General features: G+C 61.3%; 19 protein-coding genes. 8 read left to right on the top strand and 11 right to left on the bottom strand.

Annotated elements, in window-relative coordinates:
- Window positions 1-60: 60 nt before the first annotated feature.
- Both QYH43_RS05760 and QYH43_RS05755 read right to left on the bottom strand, forming a co-directional pair.
- Window positions 61-1,017: a zinc-binding alcohol dehydrogenase family protein gene (locus tag QYH43_RS05760; protein WP_301156618.1), complete on the bottom strand. Its 957-nt coding sequence runs from the start codon at window positions 1,015-1,017 to the stop codon at window positions 61-63.
- A gap of 93 nt (window positions 1,018-1,110) precedes the next feature.
- Window positions 1,111-1,890, bottom strand: coding sequence for a helix-turn-helix domain-containing protein (locus QYH43_RS05755; RefSeq protein ID WP_301156617.1), 780 nt, complete (start codon window positions 1,888-1,890; stop codon window positions 1,111-1,113).
- A gap of 134 nt (window positions 1,891-2,024) precedes the next feature.
- On the opposite strand from QYH43_RS05755, the gene QYH43_RS05750 reads away from it, so the two are divergent.
- On the top strand, window positions 2,025-2,252 hold the full coding sequence (locus tag QYH43_RS05750; protein ID WP_095059155.1) for a DUF6555 family protein: 228 nt from the start codon (window positions 2,025-2,027) through the stop codon (window positions 2,250-2,252).
- Window positions 2,253-2,308: 56 nt separating this feature from the next.
- Here QYH43_RS05750 and QYH43_RS05745 read toward each other — a convergent pair whose 3' ends face one another.
- From QYH43_RS05745 to QYH43_RS05735, 3 genes are all read right to left on the bottom strand, one after another.
- The gene (locus QYH43_RS05745; RefSeq protein WP_082344443.1) at window positions 2,309-2,467 is read right to left on the bottom strand and encodes a metallothionein; all 159 of its coding nucleotides are present in this window, start codon (window positions 2,465-2,467) and stop codon (window positions 2,309-2,311) included.
- Between the two features lie 88 nt (window positions 2,468-2,555).
- Window positions 2,556-3,011, bottom strand: a complete 456-nt coding sequence (locus QYH43_RS05740; RefSeq protein WP_301156616.1) for a DMT family transporter — start codon at window positions 3,009-3,011, stop codon at window positions 2,556-2,558.
- Window positions 3,011-3,505, bottom strand: a complete 495-nt coding sequence (locus tag QYH43_RS05735) for a DMT family transporter (RefSeq protein WP_301156615.1) — start codon at window positions 3,503-3,505, stop codon at window positions 3,011-3,013. Before QYH43_RS05735 ends, QYH43_RS05740 begins: the two co-directional genes overlap by 1 nt.
- Before the next feature lie 112 nt (window positions 3,506-3,617).
- Here QYH43_RS05735 and QYH43_RS05730 point away from each other — a divergent pair, with 112 nt between their 5' ends.
- On the top strand, window positions 3,618-4,550 hold the full coding sequence (locus QYH43_RS05730) for a LysR family transcriptional regulator (protein WP_301156614.1): 933 nt from the start codon (window positions 3,618-3,620) through the stop codon (window positions 4,548-4,550).
- A gap of 118 nt (window positions 4,551-4,668) precedes the next feature.
- Here the strand turns inward: QYH43_RS05730 and QYH43_RS05725 are convergent, their stop codons facing one another.
- Complete coding sequence (locus QYH43_RS05725; RefSeq protein ID WP_177408835.1) at window positions 4,669-5,985, bottom strand: Na+/H+ antiporter NhaC family protein; 1,317 nt, start codon at window positions 5,983-5,985, stop codon at window positions 4,669-4,671.
- 349 nt (window positions 5,986-6,334) lie between these two features.
- Between QYH43_RS05725 and QYH43_RS05720 the strand changes: the two genes are divergently transcribed.
- Entirely contained in the window at window positions 6,335-8,482 is a 2,148-nt protein-coding gene (locus tag QYH43_RS05720; protein WP_301156613.1) for a methyl-accepting chemotaxis protein, read from the top strand.
- 326 nt (window positions 8,483-8,808) lie between these two features.
- Window positions 8,809-10,485: an MFS transporter gene (locus QYH43_RS05715; protein WP_095059167.1), complete on the top strand. Its 1,677-nt coding sequence runs from the start codon at window positions 8,809-8,811 to the stop codon at window positions 10,483-10,485.
- A 128-nt stretch (window positions 10,486-10,613) separates the two neighbouring features.
- Here the strand turns inward: QYH43_RS05715 and QYH43_RS05710 are convergent, their stop codons facing one another.
- Genes QYH43_RS05710 through QYH43_RS05695 form a run of 4 tightly spaced genes read right to left on the bottom strand, consistent with a single transcriptional unit; the run spans window position 10,614 to window position 13,227 of the window.
- Window positions 10,614-11,930 carry a sensor histidine kinase gene (locus QYH43_RS05710; RefSeq protein WP_301156612.1) on the bottom strand — a complete coding sequence of 439 codons (1,317 nt, stop codon included), beginning with the start codon at window positions 11,928-11,930 and terminating at the stop codon, window positions 10,614-10,616.
- Complete coding sequence (locus QYH43_RS05705) at window positions 11,927-12,595, bottom strand: response regulator transcription factor (protein ID WP_095059170.1); 669 nt, start codon at window positions 12,593-12,595, stop codon at window positions 11,927-11,929. Before QYH43_RS05705 ends, QYH43_RS05710 begins: the two co-directional genes overlap by 4 nt.
- Before the next feature lie 3 nt (window positions 12,596-12,598).
- The gene (locus QYH43_RS05700) at window positions 12,599-12,919 is read right to left on the bottom strand and encodes a PepSY domain-containing protein (RefSeq protein ID WP_095059172.1); all 321 of its coding nucleotides are present in this window, start codon (window positions 12,917-12,919) and stop codon (window positions 12,599-12,601) included.
- Window positions 12,919-13,227: a PepSY domain-containing protein gene (locus QYH43_RS05695; RefSeq protein WP_301156611.1), complete on the bottom strand. Its 309-nt coding sequence runs from the start codon at window positions 13,225-13,227 to the stop codon at window positions 12,919-12,921. Before QYH43_RS05695 ends, QYH43_RS05700 begins: the two co-directional genes overlap by 1 nt.
- A 153-nt stretch (window positions 13,228-13,380) precedes the next feature.
- Between QYH43_RS05695 and QYH43_RS05690 the strand changes: the two genes are divergently transcribed.
- From QYH43_RS05690 to codA, 3 genes are all read left to right on the top strand, one after another.
- Entirely contained in the window at window positions 13,381-14,460 is a 1,080-nt protein-coding gene (locus tag QYH43_RS05690) for a patatin-like phospholipase family protein (RefSeq protein WP_301156610.1), read from the top strand.
- 75 nt (window positions 14,461-14,535) lie between these two features.
- Complete coding sequence (queD, locus tag QYH43_RS05685) at window positions 14,536-14,892, top strand: 6-carboxytetrahydropterin synthase QueD (protein ID WP_095059175.1); 357 nt, start codon at window positions 14,536-14,538, stop codon at window positions 14,890-14,892.
- 201 nt (window positions 14,893-15,093) lie between these two features.
- A complete protein-coding gene (codA, locus tag QYH43_RS05680; RefSeq protein WP_095059177.1) occupies window positions 15,094-16,338 on the top strand; it encodes a cytosine deaminase in 1,245 nt (414 codons plus the stop codon).
- 129 nt (window positions 16,339-16,467) lie between these two features.
- On the opposite strand, the gene QYH43_RS05675 is transcribed toward codA, so the two are convergent.
- Entirely contained in the window at window positions 16,468-17,454 is a 987-nt protein-coding gene (locus QYH43_RS05675) for a diaminopimelate epimerase (protein ID WP_301156609.1), read from the bottom strand.
- 165 nt (window positions 17,455-17,619) lie between these two features.
- Between QYH43_RS05675 and QYH43_RS05670 the strand changes: the two genes are divergently transcribed.
- Entirely contained in the window at window positions 17,620-18,771 is a 1,152-nt protein-coding gene (locus tag QYH43_RS05670; RefSeq protein ID WP_301156608.1) for an MFS transporter, read from the top strand.
- Window positions 18,772-18,871: the final 100 nt, after the last annotated feature.

The raw sequence follows: 18,871 nt of genomic DNA, 5'->3' as shown, positions 1-18,871 counted from the left end.
ATTCTAACAGAGCGAGGCATACGCAAGGCGTTACGCAACCACGGACCCTGTGGGAGCGGGTCAGGGCAGCAGGATCACTTTATCGCCACGTCCCTGATTCACCTCGGCATAACGCTCCAGCCCTTCGGCCAATGGCGACTCCAGCAACCCTTGTGGCAATGGCAACAAATCCTCATCGAAGAACTTGCCGAACTGATCGAGCATCGCCGCGCAGGCCTGCACGCCATACAACAACGAATTGATCCCGACCACCGAGCCGCCCTTGCGATACAAACCCAGGGCTGGCAATTGCACATGACCGTCCACCGGCGCGGCAATGATCGCAATACGGCCGAAGGTTGCCAGGGCCGCAACCGATGCAGGCAGCCAGAAACCGGTGGTGTCGAAAATCACTTCGGCGCCACCGGCATACACGGCGTTGACCTGCGCGCCGAGGTCTTCAGGCTTGTCCAACTGAATCGTCTGATAACCCTGAGCCTGCAAGTCCTTGACCTGTTCCGGTCGTCGCGCCGCTGCCAGCACCCGGGCGCCCCGCACCTTGGCCAGCGCCAGCGCGGCACTGCCGACCGCCCCGCCACCGATCACCAGCAACGTTGTCCCGGCCGTTACCAGGCTGCGCTCCAGCGCATCCCATGCCGTGGTGTAAGGCACGCCGAGGCTGGCGGCCTGGGCGAAACTCAGGTGCACAGGCTTGAGCGCCACGCCATTGGCCGGCAATTTGACGAACTGCGCATGGGTGCCGTCGGCAAAAAAGCCCAGCTCCCGCCCGGTGCCCCAAACCTCCTGACCGATCAACGCCTGCGGGCCTGCCACCACCACGCCGGCAAAGTCACGTCCCGGGATGCGCGGCAGCGTGGTGTAGGGAAAGCGCCCCAGCACATTCTTCACATCGCTGGGGTTGAGGCCCGCGGCCTTGATCTCGACCAGCACTTCATCGGCGCCAGGAACGGGCGTGGCCACGTCAACGTAGCGCAGGGCCGAGAGGTCGCCGGTTTTATCGAACTGCAATGCTTTCATGGGTACATCCATCGAACAGGGATGTACCGAGTCTAGAGATCGGTGTCGGCGAGCATCGGCCAAGTGCTTCTGAATATCGGCCAAAGCATCGGGTCAGCCGTGGCATTGCGCCGAGGCAAACTGCGAAGGTGTGACCCCCAGTTCCCGGCGGAACATGTCGCTGAAGCTGCTCGGCGAATAGCCCAACGCCCGGGCAATCGCACTGACCGGCACGCCCTGAATCAGCTCGGCCACCGCCGTCACCAGTTGCACCTGACGCCGCCACTCGGCGAAGCCCATGCCCAGACCGTCCTTGAACAACCGCGCCAGGGTGCGCACGCTGGCCCCGGCGTTTTCTGCGTGCTGCTCGAAGGGAATGTCCAGCGAAGGCGCGGCCATGACCGCCTGACACAGATTCATCAGCCGTCGGTCGGAACCGTCCGGCAGCGGGATTTTCAGCTGTGAGCGTTTCGCCCGTTTGAGTTCCAGCAACGCCAGGCCCACCAATGCCTCGTAATACTCCGGCGCACCGTCATCGCCCTGCTCCACCAGGCCGACGATCAGCTCGCGCAGCAACCCGCCAACTTCGATGACCTGCACACTGTCATCCAGCGTCGCTGCCAGCGACGGGCGCAGGTAGATGTTGCGCATTTGCAGGTCCGACACCACGCGAATCCCGTGGGGAACGCCGGGCGGCAACCAGACGGCCCGTTGTGGCGGGACCACCAATGCCTCGTGCGGCGTCTCGACCCACATCACGCCGCTCATCGCATACAGCAGCTGCCCCCAGACATGCTCATGGGGCTCGATGAACAACCCGCGCGGGTAGGTGCGCGCCAGCGGTTGCACGGGCACAGCGGTGTCACTCAGGTCTGGTGGCGTTGCGAGGGCCATGGTCAATGATCAGGGATTGGAGGAGGCTCCATGGTAGCGAGGCGACGAACCGGCCGCCACCGCCCGGCAATCCGAAGGAATTTTCCGGGTGGCAAACGATCCTTCTATGTACAACAGGGAGGAGCAGAGGCTTTATGAACAGCGCAAAACTTTTCGTCATTGAATACACCCTCCATGGCGCACCCAAGTCGTTCATTATCCGTCTGGATAAACTGGACAACGCGGATGCCTGGCATTGGGCGAGCTGTGATGCGGGGGTGGGGCGAATCCCTCGTTTTGGCCGTGAGAAGGTGCAAAAGACCAGCAAACCGATGGCGGAGAAATTCGGGGTAGAGAACGTCAAGTGGCGTTCGGCGAACTAGCGCCCGGCAACCATCGTGAAATGGAGCCTGAACAGGCTCCACTTTCATTCAGGCGGTCAGTGGGCACACTTGCATCCTTGATGGACACATTCTTCACCGTGCTCGTGGTGCTTGGCGCAGGCTTCACAGCAATAGTGCTTGCCGTGTCGCACGATCGGATGCTCGCCGAGCTTGCAGTTGCATTTCGGACAATCGCAGGTGCGGTCATCGGTCATGGAGTCGACTCCTCTGGGTGGTGGTCGTCGGGGTCTCGACAATGCGACCCGTAATACCAGTGTAGAAGTCGGACGCAAAGGCGCTAAGTCACCCCTGTCGCACACTGCTGCGATACATGAACACCAGGGCCAGGCCCAGACAGACCATCGCAAGCAGCCGGCAACTGGATAACTCGATCGCCGGATTGCCCAGCCAGCCAAACTGGTCGATCAGCATGCCCATCCCCATCTGCCCGACGATCACCGCGACGGTCGCCACCGCAGTCCCCACTCGCGGGATAGCTGCGACCATCACCACCATGTAAACCACGCCGAACAGCGCCCCGCCGAGTTGCCATTTCGGTACATCCAACAGGCTTACCGCATGGGCCGGTTCAAAAAACAGAACCAGCAACCCGGTGCTCACGGCGCCCACCACAAAGGTCAACAAACTGCTGCGCAAGACGCCCACGGTTTCACCGAGACGACCATTGATCGCCGCCTGCACACTCAACACCGCACCGGCCGCAACCACCACGGACAACAGAATTATCAGATTCATCATCAGCCCCGTGCGATCAAGACAAGTGCCGCGACGATCAGCAGCAAGGCCAGCCAACGCTCAGCGTTGATCTTTTTCCGGGTGGCACCGAACCAGCCGAAGTGGTCGATCAACACACTCTTGCCGACCTGCCCGGAAAGGATGGCGATCATGGTCATTGCAATGCCGATATGCGGTGTGGCCAGGGTCAGCACCACCACGTACATCGGCCCCAGGAATCCGCCGATCAATTGCCAGCGCGGCAACTGACTGAAGGCAGGACCGCGTTGTGGACCGCTGAACAACAACAGCAAAAACAGAATCGCCGAACCGACACCGAAAATGCTCAACGTTGCCCACAGATGCCCGACCTGCCCACCCAATGGCCCGAGCAAACCGGCCTCTACGGACAAACCCATTCCGGCGAGAATCACCAGTGGCAACAGCAGCAAGCGCAGACCGGGGCTGACGGCCGTTGCCGGCACCGCACCCACCTCCAGGGTTGAAGAAGACTGCATGGGAAATTCCTGTGAAAGTGAACAATGGCGCGCATTATCGATTGGCGAAGCTGTGCGATAAATGGGAGCATCCTGACAACACTTTTGCGCAACTCGCACAGTAGGATTTCTTATGCACGGCCTCAATGAACTGGGATTCAAGGCACTTCGGCTGTTCGTCGCGGTGCTCGATCATGGCAGCTTTTCCGAAGTGGCTCGCCGCGAGGGCCTGGCGCCCTCTTCGATCTCCCGGCAAATCCAGTTGATGGAGCAGGCCCTGAACCAGCAATTGCTCTACCGTCACACCCGCGCCGTCACACCCACCGAAGCGGGGCGCGTGCTCGGTCAGCATGCGCGCCTGGTGCTGGTGCAATTGGAGGAAGCCGAACAGGCGTTGCAGGAACAGCAAAGCGAACCCAGTGGACTGGTGCGCATCAATGCGCCAGTGGTGTTCGGTCAACGGCACCTGAGCCCGTGGCTGGGCCGGTTGTGCGAGCGCTACCCGAAACTGCAGCTGGATATCCAGCAGACCGACCACTACGTCGACCCGCTGCAAGAAGGCGCCGACCTGCTGTTTCGCATCGGTCCGTTGCACGACTCAAGCATGCAGGCGCGGATTCTGGCCCCTCATCGCTTTCAGGTGGCGGCGAGCCCCGCGTACCTCAAACGGCATGGCACGCCACAACATCCCGCCGAACTCGTCGCTCACCACTGCCTGGCGTACAAAGGCGCGACCGGTCAGCAGCGCTGGTTTTTCCGCCAGGCTCAGGAGTGGACCGCTTATTCGGTAAAAGGCCCGATCACCGGTAACCACGCCGACACACTGACCCAAGCCGCCGAGCAAGGCCTGGGGCTGGTGATGTTTCCGTCATGGTTGATCGGCGAGGCGGTACGCGACGGCACGTTGGTACCGGTGCTGGAGGATTATCAGGTGTCCAACAGTCTGGAGCCGCAACAGATCGCCGTGCTCTGGCCAGGCAGCCGGCGTTTGTCGGTGAAGGTCAGGACGGTGATCGATTTCTTTGTGGAGTGTTTTGGTGACGTGCCGTATTGGGACAGACCCTGACGGCTATGCACATACCTGTAGGAGCGAGCTTGCTCGCGATGGCGGTCTGTCAGCGAATTAGCTGCTGACGGTTTCACCGCCATCGCGAGCAAGCTCGCTCCTACAAGGGGGAACCGGTTTACAGGACCATCGCGGCCACCCAGCCGAACACCAGCAATGGCAGGTTGTAGTGCAGGAACGTCGGGACCACGGTGTCCCAGATGTGATGGTGCTGACCGTCGATGTTCAGGCCGGAAGTCGGGCCGAGGGTCGAGTCCGAAGCAGGCGAACCGGCATCACCCAACGCGCCGGCGGTTCCAACGATGCAGACAATCGCCAACGGACTGAAGCCCAGTTGCACGCACAGCGGCACAAAGATCGCCGCCAGAATCGGCACGGTGGAGAATGACGAACCGATGCCCATGGTCACCAGCAAACCCACCAGCAACATCAACAAGGCACCGATGCCTTTGCTGTGATCGATGTACGACGCCGACGACTCGACCAGCGTTTGCACCTCGCCGGTGGCTTTCATCACTTCGGCAAACCCCGAAGCGGCGATCATGATGAAACCGATCATCGCCATCATCTTCATGCCTTCGGTGAACAGATCGTCGGTGTCACGCCATTTGACGATGCCCGAAGCCGAGAAAATCAGGAACCCGGCCAGCGCGCCGATGATCATCGAGTCCAGCAGCAACTGAATGATGAACGCCGCGGCGATGGCCACGCCGGCGACAATCAGGCTCAACGGGTTGTATTGCACCGCGACCTGCTCGACTTGCTCGATTTTCGCCAGGTCATAGACGCGCTTCTTGCGGTAGCTGATGAACGCGATCAACAGGCCCGCCACCATGCCCAGGGCCGGAATGCCCATGGCGTGGGTTACGTTGACCCCACTGATGTCCACGCCGCTGCGGGCAACGTTGGCCAGCAGGATTTCATTGAGGAAGATGTTGCCGAAGCCCACCGGCAGGAACATGTACGGCGTGATCAGACCGAACGTCATGACGCAGGCGATCAGTCGACGATCCAGTTGCAGCTTGGTCAGCACATATAAAAGTGGCGGTACCAGCAACGGGATAAAGGCGATATGTATCGGCAGGATGTTCTGCGAGGCAATGGCCACCACCCAGAGCAAACCGATCAACAGCCACTTGACCTGACCGCCGCCGGTCGCGTGCTGACGGTCAACCATCGCCAGGGCTTTGTCCGCCAAAGCGTGGGCCAGGCCAGACTTGGCAATCGCCACGGCGAACGCTCCGAGCAAGGCATAGGACAACGCAACCGTCGCGCCGCCGCCCAGGCCACTGTTGAACGCCTTGAGGGTCGCCTCGATGCCCAGGCCGCCGGTCAGGCCACCCACCAGCGCGCCGACGATCAGCGCGATCACCACATGCACGCGGGACAGGCTGAGGACCAGCATGACGCCAACCGCGGCAATTACTGCATTAATCATCGTTACCTCTGAGCAAGCGAAAAGAGTCCGGCCGGCAGTCTGTGTAAGCCGCCAGCGGATTGAAATATGGGTTTTATTAGAGGGCGCGCACTTTGCCGCACAGCGGCTCCGCTGTCAAAGCAGTAGAGCTCAGACTGATTACCCTGTGGCGAGGGAGCTTGCTCCCGCTCGGCTGTGCAACAGTCGTAATTGAGGCGCAGGAAGGGCCGCTTCGCGCCCCAGCGGGAGCACGCTCCCTCGCCACAATATCTGTAACAAGGCTTATTTGAATGGTTGGATAAAGAAAGCCGAATGACGGCCGTTACAGTGCAAAGTCTCAGATATTTATCGAATAAAGGACGCCTCCATGTCACTCAGACAACTTTCCATTCAATGGAAAATCACCCTGCTGGCCGGGCTCTGCCTGGCCGGTGTCGTGACCCTGCTGGTGGGTCTTTCGCTGTATCGCATGGAGCACAGCTCCGCGCTGGTGAAAGCCTCGAGCATGGAGATGCTGAACGTATCGGCTCAGGCGCGGATCGAGTCCCAGGGCGAAAATCAGGCGCTGGGCATTCGCCAGCAGTTCATGGACGCGTATCAGTACGGTCATGGCTTTTCACGCCAGGTGCTGTTTCTGCGCGACCAGGCCGAGAAGCGCTTTCTCGATGCCTTCGACCTGCGCGAAGACCTGACCCGTCAGGTCAAGTCGGCCCTGCAAGCCAACCCGGAACTGCTCGGCCTGTCGCTGGTGTTCGAACCCAATGGGCTGGATGGCAAGGACGAGTTGTTCTCCGGTCAGGCGGATCTGGGCAGCAACGACAAGGGCCGTTTTGCCCTGTACTGGTCGCAACCGACGCCGGGCAAAGTGACCTCCATGGCCCTGCCGGAGTCGGACATGGCCGACACCCGCACCGGCCCCAGCGGTGAACCGGCCAACGCCTGGTTCACCTGCCCTCGCACAACGCTCAAACCGTGCGTGATCGAACCGTACTTCTATGAGATCGACGGCCAGAACGTGCTGATGACCAGCATCGTTTTCCCGCTGATGGTCAACGGCAAGGTGATTGCCTCGCTGTCGGTGGACATCAACCTCAACAGCCTGCAAACCCTCAGTCAGGGCGCGAGCAGAAAACTTTACGACGGCCAGACCAACGTCAGCATCATCAGCCCGGCCGGTTTGCTGGCCGGCTACAGCCCTGACACCAGCAAACTCAGTCAGCGCCTGGATGCCGTCGACAAGACCAGCGGTACCGAGTTGCTGCGCCTGCTCGCCACCAGCAGCGCGACCACCAGCCTGCACAGCAATCAACAGCTCAAAGTGCTGGCGCCGTTCCAGCCGATTCCGGGCGGAAAGTCCTGGGGGGTGCTGCTCGATGTACCGGAGAAGGTCCTGGTCGGACCCGCCGAAGCGCTGAAAAAACAACTGGATGAAAGCAACACCGCCGGCACCCTGATGGAACTCGGCCTTGGCGCGCTTGCGGCGCTGATCGGCTTGTTGCTGGTGTGGTTGATGGCCCGCAGCGTGACCAAACCGATCCTCGGTGTGGCACACATGCTCGAAGACATCGCCAGCGGCGAAGGTGACCTGACCCGGCGCCTGGCCTATGACAAAAAGGACGAACTGGGCCAGTTGGCTGGCTGGTTCAACCGCTTCCTCGACAAGCTGCAACCGATCATTGCAGACGTCAAACGCTCGGTGCAGGACGCCCGCAGCACCGCGGACCAGTCCTCCGCCATCGCCACCCAGACCAGCGCCGGCATGGAGCAGCAATACCGTCAGGTGGATCAGGTGGCCACCGCGTCCCACGAAATGAGCGCCACCGCCCAGGACGTCGCCCGCAGTGCCGCGCAAGCGGCCCACGCCGCACGCGATGCCGATCAGGCGACCCGCCAGGGGTTGACCGTGATCGACCGCACGACCGCCAGCATCGACAACCTCGCCGCCGACATGAGCGCGGCAATGGTTCAAGTCGAAGGCCTGGCGGCCAACAGCGAAAAAATCGGTTCAGTGCTGGAAGTGATCCGCGCCATCGCCGAACAGACCAACCTGCTGGCGCTCAACGCCGCGATCGAGGCGGCCCGGGCCGGTGAAGCCGGACGCGGATTCGCCGTGGTGGCCGACGAAGTACGCAATCTGGCGCGGCGAACCCAGGAATCCGTAGAAGAAACCCGCGTGGTGATCGAACAACTGCAAACCGGCACCCAAGAGGTGGTGGGTTCGATGAGCAACAGCCATCGCCAGGCCCAGGGCAGCGTCGAGCAAGTCGGCCAGGCCGTGACGGCACTGCGCCAGATCGGCGATGCGGTCACGGTGATCAACGACATGAACATGCAGATCGCCAGCGCCGCCGAAGAGCAAAGCGCGGTGGCCGAGGAGATCAACAATAACGTCGCGACCATTCGTGACGTAACCGAGTCGCTGTCGGGCCAGGCCAACGAATCGGCGCGGGTCAGCCAGTCACTCAACAGCTTGGCCAATCAGCAGCAGAGCTTGATGGATCAGTTCCGCGTTTAAGCCTGCTACTGCAACGTTAACTACTGTAGGAGCGAGCTTGCTCGCGAAAAACCCTTGGGCGCCGCGGGGAATCAGATTCCCCGCGTCGTCGTTGACGATTTTCGCGAGCAAGCTCGCTCCTACAGGTTTTGTGTCCGCACTCAATGATGGCGAGTGGATATCTACCAAAACCTGATTAAGCTTCAAGGAACCTTGCAGCGATGCCAGGCGTCCACCTGCATGCAGGCTTCGCGCAATCCGTAATCCGATGACATCAGCCCCAGGGCCAGGGTGCGGCAACAATTGAGAGGTACTCCGGCCTAAAACAAGCACTACGGAGAACACTCATGGCGGCAATCGACAATACAACCACGGGCAGCACACCCAATCGCGGGATCACCAAGGAGGAGCGCAAGGTCATCTTCGCCTCGTCGTTGGGCACCGTGTTCGAGTGGTACGACTTTTACCTGTACGGTTCCCTCGCCGCGATCATTGCCAAGCACTTCTTCGCCGGCGTCAACGAGACCACTTCCTTCATCTTTGCATTGCTCGCCTTCGCCGCAGGCTTTGCCGTCCGGCCTTTCGGGGCAATTGTGTTCGGGCGACTGGGCGACATGATCGGGCGCAAACACACCTTCCTCATCACGATCGTGATCATGGGTGTTTCCACGGCTGTGGTGGGCTTGCTGCCGGGCTACGCGACCATTGGCGTGGCGGCACCGGTCATTCTGATTACCCTGCGCTTGCTGCAAGGTCTGGCGTTGGGCGGTGAGTACGGCGGCGCGGCGACCTACGTGGCCGAACATGCGCCCAAAGGCAAACGGGGCTTTTTCACCTCATGGATTCAGACCACTGCGACCCTCGGCCTGTTTCTGTCCCTATTGGTGATCCTCACCTGCCGCACCGTGTTGGGCACTGAAGCCTTCGAAGCCTGGGGCTGGCGTATCCCTTTCCTGCTGTCGATCCTGCTGCTGATTGTCTCGGTGTACATCCGCTTGCAGCTCAACGAATCGCCGGTGTTCCTGAAAATGAAGGCCGAAGGCAAGTCGTCGAAGGCGCCGCTGACCGAATCCTTCGCACGCTGGGATAACCTGAAGATCGTGATCATGGCCCTGCTCGGCGGCACCGCCGGCCAGGCCGTTGTCTGGTACACCGGGCAGTTCTATGCGCTGTTCTTCCTGTTGCAGACGCTGAAGATCGACCCGCAGACCGCGAACTTGCTGATTGCCGGCTCGCTGCTGATCGGCACGCCGTTCTTCGTCATCTTCGGCAGCCTGTCCGACCGCATCGGGCGCAAGGGCATCATCATGGCCGGGTGCATCATCGCGGCCCTGACCTACTTCCCGATCTTCCATGCGTTGACTCAGTACGGTAACCCCGACGTGTTCATCGCGCAGGAGAAGAACCCGGTCACGGTGGTCGCCAATCCCGATCAGTGCTCGTTCCAGTTCGACCCGGTGGGCAAGGCCAAATTCACCAGTTCCTGCGACCTGGCCAAGACCGTGTTGGCCAAACGGGCCATCCCCTACAAGAACGTGAAGGCCGAGCCGGGCACCGTGGCACAAGTGCGCATTGGCGAGAACGTGATCCAGAGCTTCGAGGGCACCGGCATGCCGGCCGCCGACTTCAAGGCCCAGAACGATGCCTTCACCGCGAACCTCGCCAAGGCCCTAAAGGACGCCGGTTACCCAGAGAAGGCCGACCCGGCCAAGACCAACTATCCGATGGTGCTGCTGCTCCTGACCATCCTGGTGATCTACGTGACCATGGTCTACGGGCCGATTGCCGCGTGGCTGGTGGAACTGTTTCCGGCGCGCATCCGCTACACCTCGATGTCTCTGCCTTATCACATCGGTAACGGCTGGTTCGGTGGGTTCCTGCCGACAGTGGCGTTCGCCATGGTGGCGGCCACGGGGGATATCTACTACGGGCTGTGGTACCCAATCGTCATCGCGGTGATGACGGCCGTGCTGGGGATTTTCTTCATGCCCGAAACCAAGGATCGGGAGATTCATCACACCTGAGCCAGACACAACACTGTTCACTGTAGGAGCAAGCTTGCTCGCGATAGCGTCGGCACATTCGACATTGAAGTGACGGTCAGACCGCCATCGCGAGCAAGCTCGCTCCTACAGGTTTTTGTGGTGTGGCTTCAGCCGCGTTTTGGCAGCTCGATAGCCACCTTCAACCCGCCCCACTCGCTCTCCAGCAGCGACAACCGGCCACCCCAGGTGTCAACGATGTCGCGCACGATGCCCAACCCCAACCCATGCCCGTCGGTTTGCTCGTCCAGCCGCGTGCCGCGACTGAACACCTGATCGCGGCGATTTTCGGGAATGCCCGGGCCATCGTCTTCAACGCTGAGTTCGAACGCCTCGACCGTCTCGACAACGCTCAGCCGCACTTCGGCATCCGCCCATTTGCAGGCGTTGTCCAGCAAGTTGCCGAGCAACTCCAGCAGGTCTTCGCGATCCCACGGCAACTGCAAACCGGCCGGTGCGCGATAACTCAACGCCAGATGTTCGCCGTGGATCATGTTCAAGGTTGCGAGCAATCCCGGCAGTTCAGCGTCGCAATCAAACAACGCCCCCGGCAGTGCATCGCCGGACAGCCGCGCCCGATTGAGCTCGCGATTGAGCCGCTGCTGGACTTGCTCCAGTTGCTGCTTGAGGACTTTACGCAGTTGCGGGTGCGCATCGAGTTGTTCGCTTGAGGCCAGGCTCAACAACACCGCCAGCGGCGTCTTCAGGGCATGACCGAGATTGCCCAAGGCATTGCGCGAGCGCTTGAGACTGTCTTCGGTGTGCGCCAGCAAATGGTTGATCTGCGCCACCAGCGGTTCCAGCTCCACCGGCACTTGATCATCGAGTTGCGAACGCTGGCCCTGCTGCAACTGCGCGATTTGCTCGCGGGCCTTTTCCAGCGGTCGCAAGGCGCGGCGCACGGTGATGCGCTGCAGCAGCAAAATCAGCAGCAAGCCCGCCAGTCCGAGCGCCAGACCCAGTTGCTGCATACGCCGGAAGCTCTCGCGCACGGGCGTGTAATCCTGCGCGACGCTGATGGAAATCGATTGACCGAGGCGCCGATAGTCCGTGCGCAACACCAACAGTTGCTGCCCTTCGGGCCCCAGTTGCAGATTGCTGTGCAGGCCCGGCTGATCGAGTTGCGGCAGTTCCTGGTCCCACAACGAACGAGAGCGCCAATGGTTGTCGGCAAAGTCGATGCGGAAATAATGCCCGGAGAATGGCCGCTGATAGGCCGGCGACAGGTGCCGCTCGTCCAGCTGCAAGCCTTGCGGGCCTCGCACCAGCGCCAGCAGCAGGCTCTCGCTGTCGTTGCGCAGCCCGGCTTCGAGGTAGCGCTGCAAACCCATTTCGAACAGCCACAAACTCGATTGCGCCAGCACCAGGCCGACGATCACCATCACGCTGATCAAACCCAGACTCAAGCGGCGCTGGATCGACCTCACCGGGCTTGCCCGCCGAACAGATAACCTTGGCCACGACGGGTTTCGATCACGCTTTTGCCGAGTTTGCGCCGCAAGTGGTTAACGTGGACTTCCAGCACATTGGAATCGCGCTCGGTTTCGCCGTCGTAAAGGTGCTCGGCGAGATGGCTTTTGGAGAGGATCTGCTCGGGGTGCAGCATGAAATAACGCAGCAAGCGAAATTCCGCAGCTGTCAGTTGAATGTCGGCGCCGTCGCGGACTACGCATTGACGACCTTCGTCCAGATGCAGCCCGGCAGCCTGGAGGGTCGGTTGATTGACCTGCCCGTGGGAGCGGCGCAACAGCGCCTGAATGCGCAAATGCAGCTCTTCGGGATGGAACGGTTTGGTCAGGTAATCGTCGGCACCGGCCTTGAGCCCTTCGATGCGTTCAGCCCAGGAACCGCGTGCGGTCAAAATCAGCACCGGGGTCGCCAGGCCGCCCGCTCGCCATTGCGCCAGTACGTCCAGCCCCGGCATCCCCGGCAAACCGAGGTCGAGGATGATCAGGTCATACGGCTCGGTGCTGCCCTGATGCACCGCATCGCGCCCGTCGGCCAACCAGTCCACGGCATAGCCCTGACGGTTGAGGCCGGCCAACAGTTCGTCCGCGAGGGGGACGTGGTCTTCCACCAGGAGCAAACGCATCGGTCAATCTTCCTTGTCTTTGATCAGTTGGCCGGTGGTGGCGCTGAAGTCCAGTTCGCGGACCACGCCTTCGGCGGTCAGCAACTCGACTTCATAAATGTAGACGTCGTGCTTCTGTTCAAGCTCGGCTTCCAGCAGTTTCGCGTCGGGGTAGCGGTCCAGTGCCTGCTGCAGCAATTGCTCCAGCGGCATGATCACACCCTGTTGACGCAGGCGCAGGGCTTCGTCCTGATCCAGGTCGCGGGCCATCACCACCGAGCAAAATGCCAGAAGCACCAGGGCGATTCGAGCGCCGGAACATCGGTTTGAAAAAAACACCTTCATTACGAATCCTGATGATCCTTGAGTATCTGCCCGCTGACCGCGTCTAATTCCAGATCCCAGTGAATGCCCTGCGGATCGCGCAGTTCCACCTGGTAGATGTACTTGCCGTACGATTCTTCCAGTTCGGTTTCCGTCACGGTCGAGCCGGGATGTCTGGCCAGTGCGGTGGCGTTGAGTTTCTCGAAAGACACAATGGTACCAGCGTCACGCAGTCTCAGGGCTTCATCAGGGCCAAGGTCACAGGCGTGGGCAACACTGGCGGCCAAGCCGATGATGGACGCGGTGAACAGGGCAGTCAGGGTTTTCATGGGTGTCTCCGTATTCTTTTCGGTGTTGCGTACGCGAGCCACGTTAACTGGATGAACTTAATTGAAACTGAATGGCCATTATTGGCCGCACCGCAAATCCCTACAGGGATTATGGTGTTTATAATCCCCCGCTTGCCAGACACAGAGACCGGTATGACCGCCATCCACATCAAGTTTCCTTCCCTGACGATCAAGGCCGGACCGCGTGCTTTGGCGCGTATCCGTGAAAACGGCCTGAACGCCGCCGACGTCGGCACCCTGCCCGGCGCGGCGGGTGGGCCGAAAGCACTGGGGATTCAAGGTCTGGACCTGGCACTGTTTGGCGAATGGCTGCCATCGGCGCCCCGGGAACGTTCGCTGATCGGCGCCTCGGTGGGGTCCTGGCGCTTCGCCAGTGCCTGCCTGCCGGACGCCGCCGAAGGCATCCGGCGCCTCGGGCAGTTGTACACCGAGCAGAACTTCGCCAAAGGCGTGACCATGGCGCAGATCAGCCAGAGCTCGCAGCGCATGCTCGATGACCTGCTTGACGGCCGCGATGCCTCGATCCTCGACAACACCGATTACCGCTTGAACATCATGGTGGTCAAAAGCCACGGTTGGCTCGCGGACGATCATCGCGGGCGGCTGGGTCTGGGACTGTCCTCAGTGATCGCTGACAACCTGCGCGGTCGCGCACGCCTGGCGCGTCACTTCGAACGTTTGATCATCCATGACCCGCGACGGGCACCGCCGGTCGATGCCTTGAACGACTTCCCCTCACGCTTCGTCGCCCTCAACACCGGCAACCTGCGCCAGGCCTTGCTGGCCTCAGGCTCGATCCCGATGGTGATGGAAGGCGTGCGCGACCTGCCGGGTGCCGGCGTTGGCACTTTCCGTGACGGCGGTCTGCTGGACTATCACCTCGACCTGCCCTACAGCGGCAATGACATCGTGCTCTATCCGCACTTCACCGACCGGGTGATCCCCGGCTGGTTCGACAAAACCCTGCCATGGCGCCGCGCCTGCCCGGAACGCCTGCAGAATGTGCTGTTGCTGGCACCGTCGAAGGAATACCTGGCGCGCCTGCCCTACGGCAAGTTACCGGACCGTAATGACTTCAAACGCTTCATGGGCGATGCGCCGGGCCGGCAGAAATACTGGCGTGCGACGATGGATGAAAGCCGTCGCCTGGGTGACGAGTTCCTTGAACTGGCCGCCAACGGTCGCCTTGGCGAACGCTTGCTGACCCTTTAGTCAGGACAAACTGGTAAACTCGCCGCCTGCCCGAATCGCTGCGGCGAACGCCACCTGAACAGAGCTGAAAACACTGTGGAAATTTTCAAGGAATTTACTTTCGAATCCGCCCACCGCCTGCCCCACGTACCGGACGGCCACAAGTGCGGGCGCCTGCACGGTCACTCGTTCAAAGTGGCGATTCACCTGAGCGGCGATCTTGATCCGCACACCGGCTGGATTCGCGACTTCTCGGAGATCAAGGCGATCTTCAAGCCGCTGTACGAGCGTCTGGACCATAACTACCTGAACGACATCCCCGGCCTGGAAAACCCGACCAGCGAAGTGCTGGCCAAATTCATCTGGACCGAACTCAAGCCGTTGTTGCCGGAACTCAGCGCGATCCGTATCCACGAGACATGCACCAGCGGTTGCATCTATCGCGGCGAGTAACACGGCAAAACAAATGTAAATCCCTGTGGGAGCGAGCCTGCTCGCGATAGCGTCGGCACATTCAACATCAATGTGACAGACAAACGGCTATCGCGAACCGGCTCGCTCCCACAGTCGTTTTACGCTGATCAATGTCACTGGCGGGGAATGCCGCAGTCGGGCTAACGTATCGACTACACGATCTCCAAAAGGACTCACCTCATGCACATCATCAACGCCCGTCTGCGCAACCAGGAAGGCCTGCATGAGTTGCACCTCGAGAACGGACTGATCAGCAACATCGCCCGCCAGACCGAAGCCCCGACCCTGGGGCCGGACGATCTGGACGCCGGCGGCAACCTCGTGGTGCCGCCGTTTGTCGAGCCGCACATTCACCTCGATGCGACCCTGACCGCCGGCGAGCCGCGCTGGAACATGAGTGGTACGTTGTTCGAAGGCATCGAGTGCTGGGGCGAGCGCAAGGTGACGATCACCGAGGAAGACACCAAGACCCGCGCCCGGAAAACCATCCAGAGCCTCGCCGCCCACGGCATCCAGCATATTCGCACCCACGTCGACGTGACCGACCCGCAACTGACGGCCCTCAAAGCCATGCTCGAAGTGCGCGAGGAAAGCCGTCACCTGGTGGACATGCAAATCGTCGCGTTCCCCCAGGAAGGCATCGAGTCGTACCGCAATGGCCGTGAACTGATGGAGGAAGCGATCCGCATGGGCGCGGACGTGGTGGGTGGCATTCCGCACTTCGAGTACACCCGCGATCAGGGCGTCAGTTCGGTGAAGTTCCTCATGGACCTGGCCGAGCGCACTGGTTGCCTGGTGGATGTGCATTGCGACGAAACCGACGACCCTCATTCACGTTTTCTCGAAGTGCTGGCCGAAGAAGCCCGCAGCCGCGACATGGGTTCGCGGGTCACCGCCAGTCACACCACGGCCATGGGCTCTTACGACAACGCCTACTGCGCCAAGCTGTTTCGCCTGCTTGGGCATTCGGGGATCAGTTTTGTCTCCTGCCCCACCGAAAGCATTCACCTGCAAGGTCGCTTTGATAACTTCCCGAAACGCCGGGGCGTGACGCGGGTCAACGAGCTGCTGGAAGCGGGGATGAACGTGTGTTTCGGCCAGGACTCGATCGTCGATCCGTGGTATCCGCTGGGCAACGGCAACATTCTGCGGGTGCTCGAGGCGGGGTTGCACATCTGCCACATGCTTGGGTACCGCAACCTGCAAAGCGCGCTGGACCTGATCACCGACAACAGCGCCAAGGCCATGGCCCTGGGTGACCGCTACGGGTTGGAGCGCGGGCGACCGGCGAACCTGCTGATTTTGTCGGCGGACAGCGACTATGAAGTGATCCGCAGCCAGGGGTTGCCGCTGTATTCAGTGCGCGACGGCAAGGTGTTGATGAAGCGGACGATGCCGGTGGTGGAGTTCAGTGGTCTGAGCTGAGCTGAGCTTTGCATTGACTGGGTTGGCCCCATCGCCGGATCGCCGCCCGGAGCAAGCTCGCTCCTACAGTGGATTTGTGTCGTTCGCAAACCTGTAGGAGCAAGCTTGCTCGCGATAGGGATCTAAAGATCAATCACTCATTCGAGCCGTACCAAACAAGCTCACCCGACTCAACTCTCCCCCTTCCTCTTCCAGCAAAATCGGCGCCGTACCGCCCGGCATCGTCACCTTGACCTCGCCAGCGCTGACCCAGCCCACCCGCCAGGCCGCACACGCCACCGCTGTGGCGCTGGTGCCCGAAGAAGCGGTCGGCCCTTCGCCGCGCTCGAACACCCGCGCCTCGATATGCCCCTCGGACAGCCGCATCGCCCATTGCAGATTGATGCCCGCCGGACACGGCTTACCCGCTCCGGACGGCATGGCGTAGGCGATACGGGTCAACCCTTCGCCCAACGCCGCTTCTCGCATCAGCTCATTGCTCGGCAATGCCACGGCGCTGTCCACGAGGGTGACGCAATGGGGATTGCCGACCCGCGCGAACTGACTGCGCGACCAGGCGTCGTTCAATGCCGACAATTGACTGACGTGGCTGAGCTCGCGACCGTTCAACATCGTTGGTTCAACCCCGTGAGCGCTTACCGCTGCCGGCCCGAATCCTGGTCGGCCCAAGTCGAGCCAGAAGCCCTTCACGCCATCGACCACTGCGGCTTTCACCGACGTCTGGCCGGGTGAAGGCGTATCCGCCTTGTCGTGATGAACCCTGAGCACACCGGTTTCGTCCAACAACCCTTGATCGCTGAGGGCCTGGGAAAAAATCGTCAGCCCGTTGCCACTGCGCTCGGCAAAGGTGCCGTCGGTGTTGACGATCAGCAGATCGAAGGGTGACGCGGTCTGAAAAGGCCCGACCAGCAAACCGTCACTGCGATGGTCCTTGGCGCCGGGCGGTTGCGTGCCGGGGGCCCAGGTACAAAACGCCTCGATGGCTGCCAGCGCCCAGGTCTCGCGATGTTGCGCTGCGTCGCTGGCGTGTTCGGGCAGATTGATTCCCTGGCGGCGCAACGCATCAGGCGCCACCACGATGTAGATATTGCCCCGTGCATCGTAACGTTGCGCCATGGTGTCCTCCGCGTGTCATTGGATGGGCCCAACATATCGCGAAACTGGCAGCGGCTGTGCAACGATGTCGCCCTGCATCACCGCGCAACCAACCGGACACGGAGCGAACCTCAGCGTTTAATCCCTGTCCCTTGGAAACGCGACGTTTTTTTGCCAAGGATTGATATGACCAGCCTCAACTCCCAGACCACATTCGTTCCCGGACGCCTGGAACAAATGTCCACGCGCATCGCATTTTTCATCGCCGGGTTCGGCATCGCCGCGTGGGCGCCGCTGGTGCCTTATGCCAAGGCCCGGGCCGCACTGGATGAAGGCACCCTGGGGCTTTTGTTGTTATGCCTTGGCGTGGGCTCGATGCTGGCGATGCCGCTGGCCGGCATCCTGGCGACGCGCTTCGGTTGCCGACGGATCGCGACCGCCGGGACATTGCTGATCTGCTCCGCCCTGCCGCTGTTGGCGACGGTGTCGTCGATTCCGGCATTGATCGCGGCGCTGTTCATGTTTGGCGCAGGCCTCGGCACGCTGGATTCGACGGTCAATCTGCAAGCGGTGATCGTCGAACGCGCCAGCGGCAAGAACATGATGTCGGGGTTCCATGGCTTGTTCAGCCTCGGCGGGATCGCCGGGGCGGCGGGTGTCAGTGCACTGCTCGGCCTTGGCCTTTCACCGCTGAATGCAACACTGGTGGTGAACGTGGTGCTGCTGATTGCACTGGCCAAAGCCGTGCCGCACATGCTGCCCTACGGCAGCGAAAGTTCGGAGCCGGCGTTTGCCGTTCCCCACGGCATCGTGCTGTTTATCGGCGGGATGTGCTTCATCGTGTTTCTCGCCGAAGGCGCGGCGCTGGACTGGAGTGCGGTGTTCCTGGCGCAGGAGCGCGGTATCGACACAGCGTATGCAGGGCTGGGTTACGCGGCGTTTGCCCTGACCATGACGGCGGGCCGCTTGACCGGTGACAAGATCGTGCGACGCCTGGGCGCAACGCGGGTGATGGTATTCGGCGGTTTGGTGGCGGCGGCGGGATTGCTGCTGGCCACCTTCACGCCGAGCTGGGAAGCTGCGCTGGTGGGTTATGCGTTGCTCGGCGCCGGTTGCTCGAACATTGTGCCGGTGCTGTATACGGCCGTGGGCAAACAGACTGTGATGCCCGAGAGCATTGCGGTTCCGGCCATTACTACGCTGGGTTATGCAGGGATTCTGGCGGGCCCGGCATTGATCGGTTTTATCGCCCATGGCAGCAGCTTGAGTTTTGCCTTTGCCTTGATGGCGGTGTTGCTGGTGGCGGTGGCCGTCGGCGGGAAGGTGTTGAAAGTCTGAAAAGCTTCGCCGGCAAGCCCGCTCCTACATTGATGATCGATGACGAAGACAAACAGCGCATTCACCGAAGCCCCCTGGAGCTGGCTTGCCAGCGAAAGCG

Origin of the sequence: Pseudomonas sp. C32, assembly GCF_030417915.1 — a bacterium.
In the GTDB taxonomy this organism is placed as follows: Bacteria; Pseudomonadota; Gammaproteobacteria; order Pseudomonadales; family Pseudomonadaceae; genus Aquipseudomonas.
This window is presented reverse-complemented; position numbering and strand designations above follow the sequence as displayed.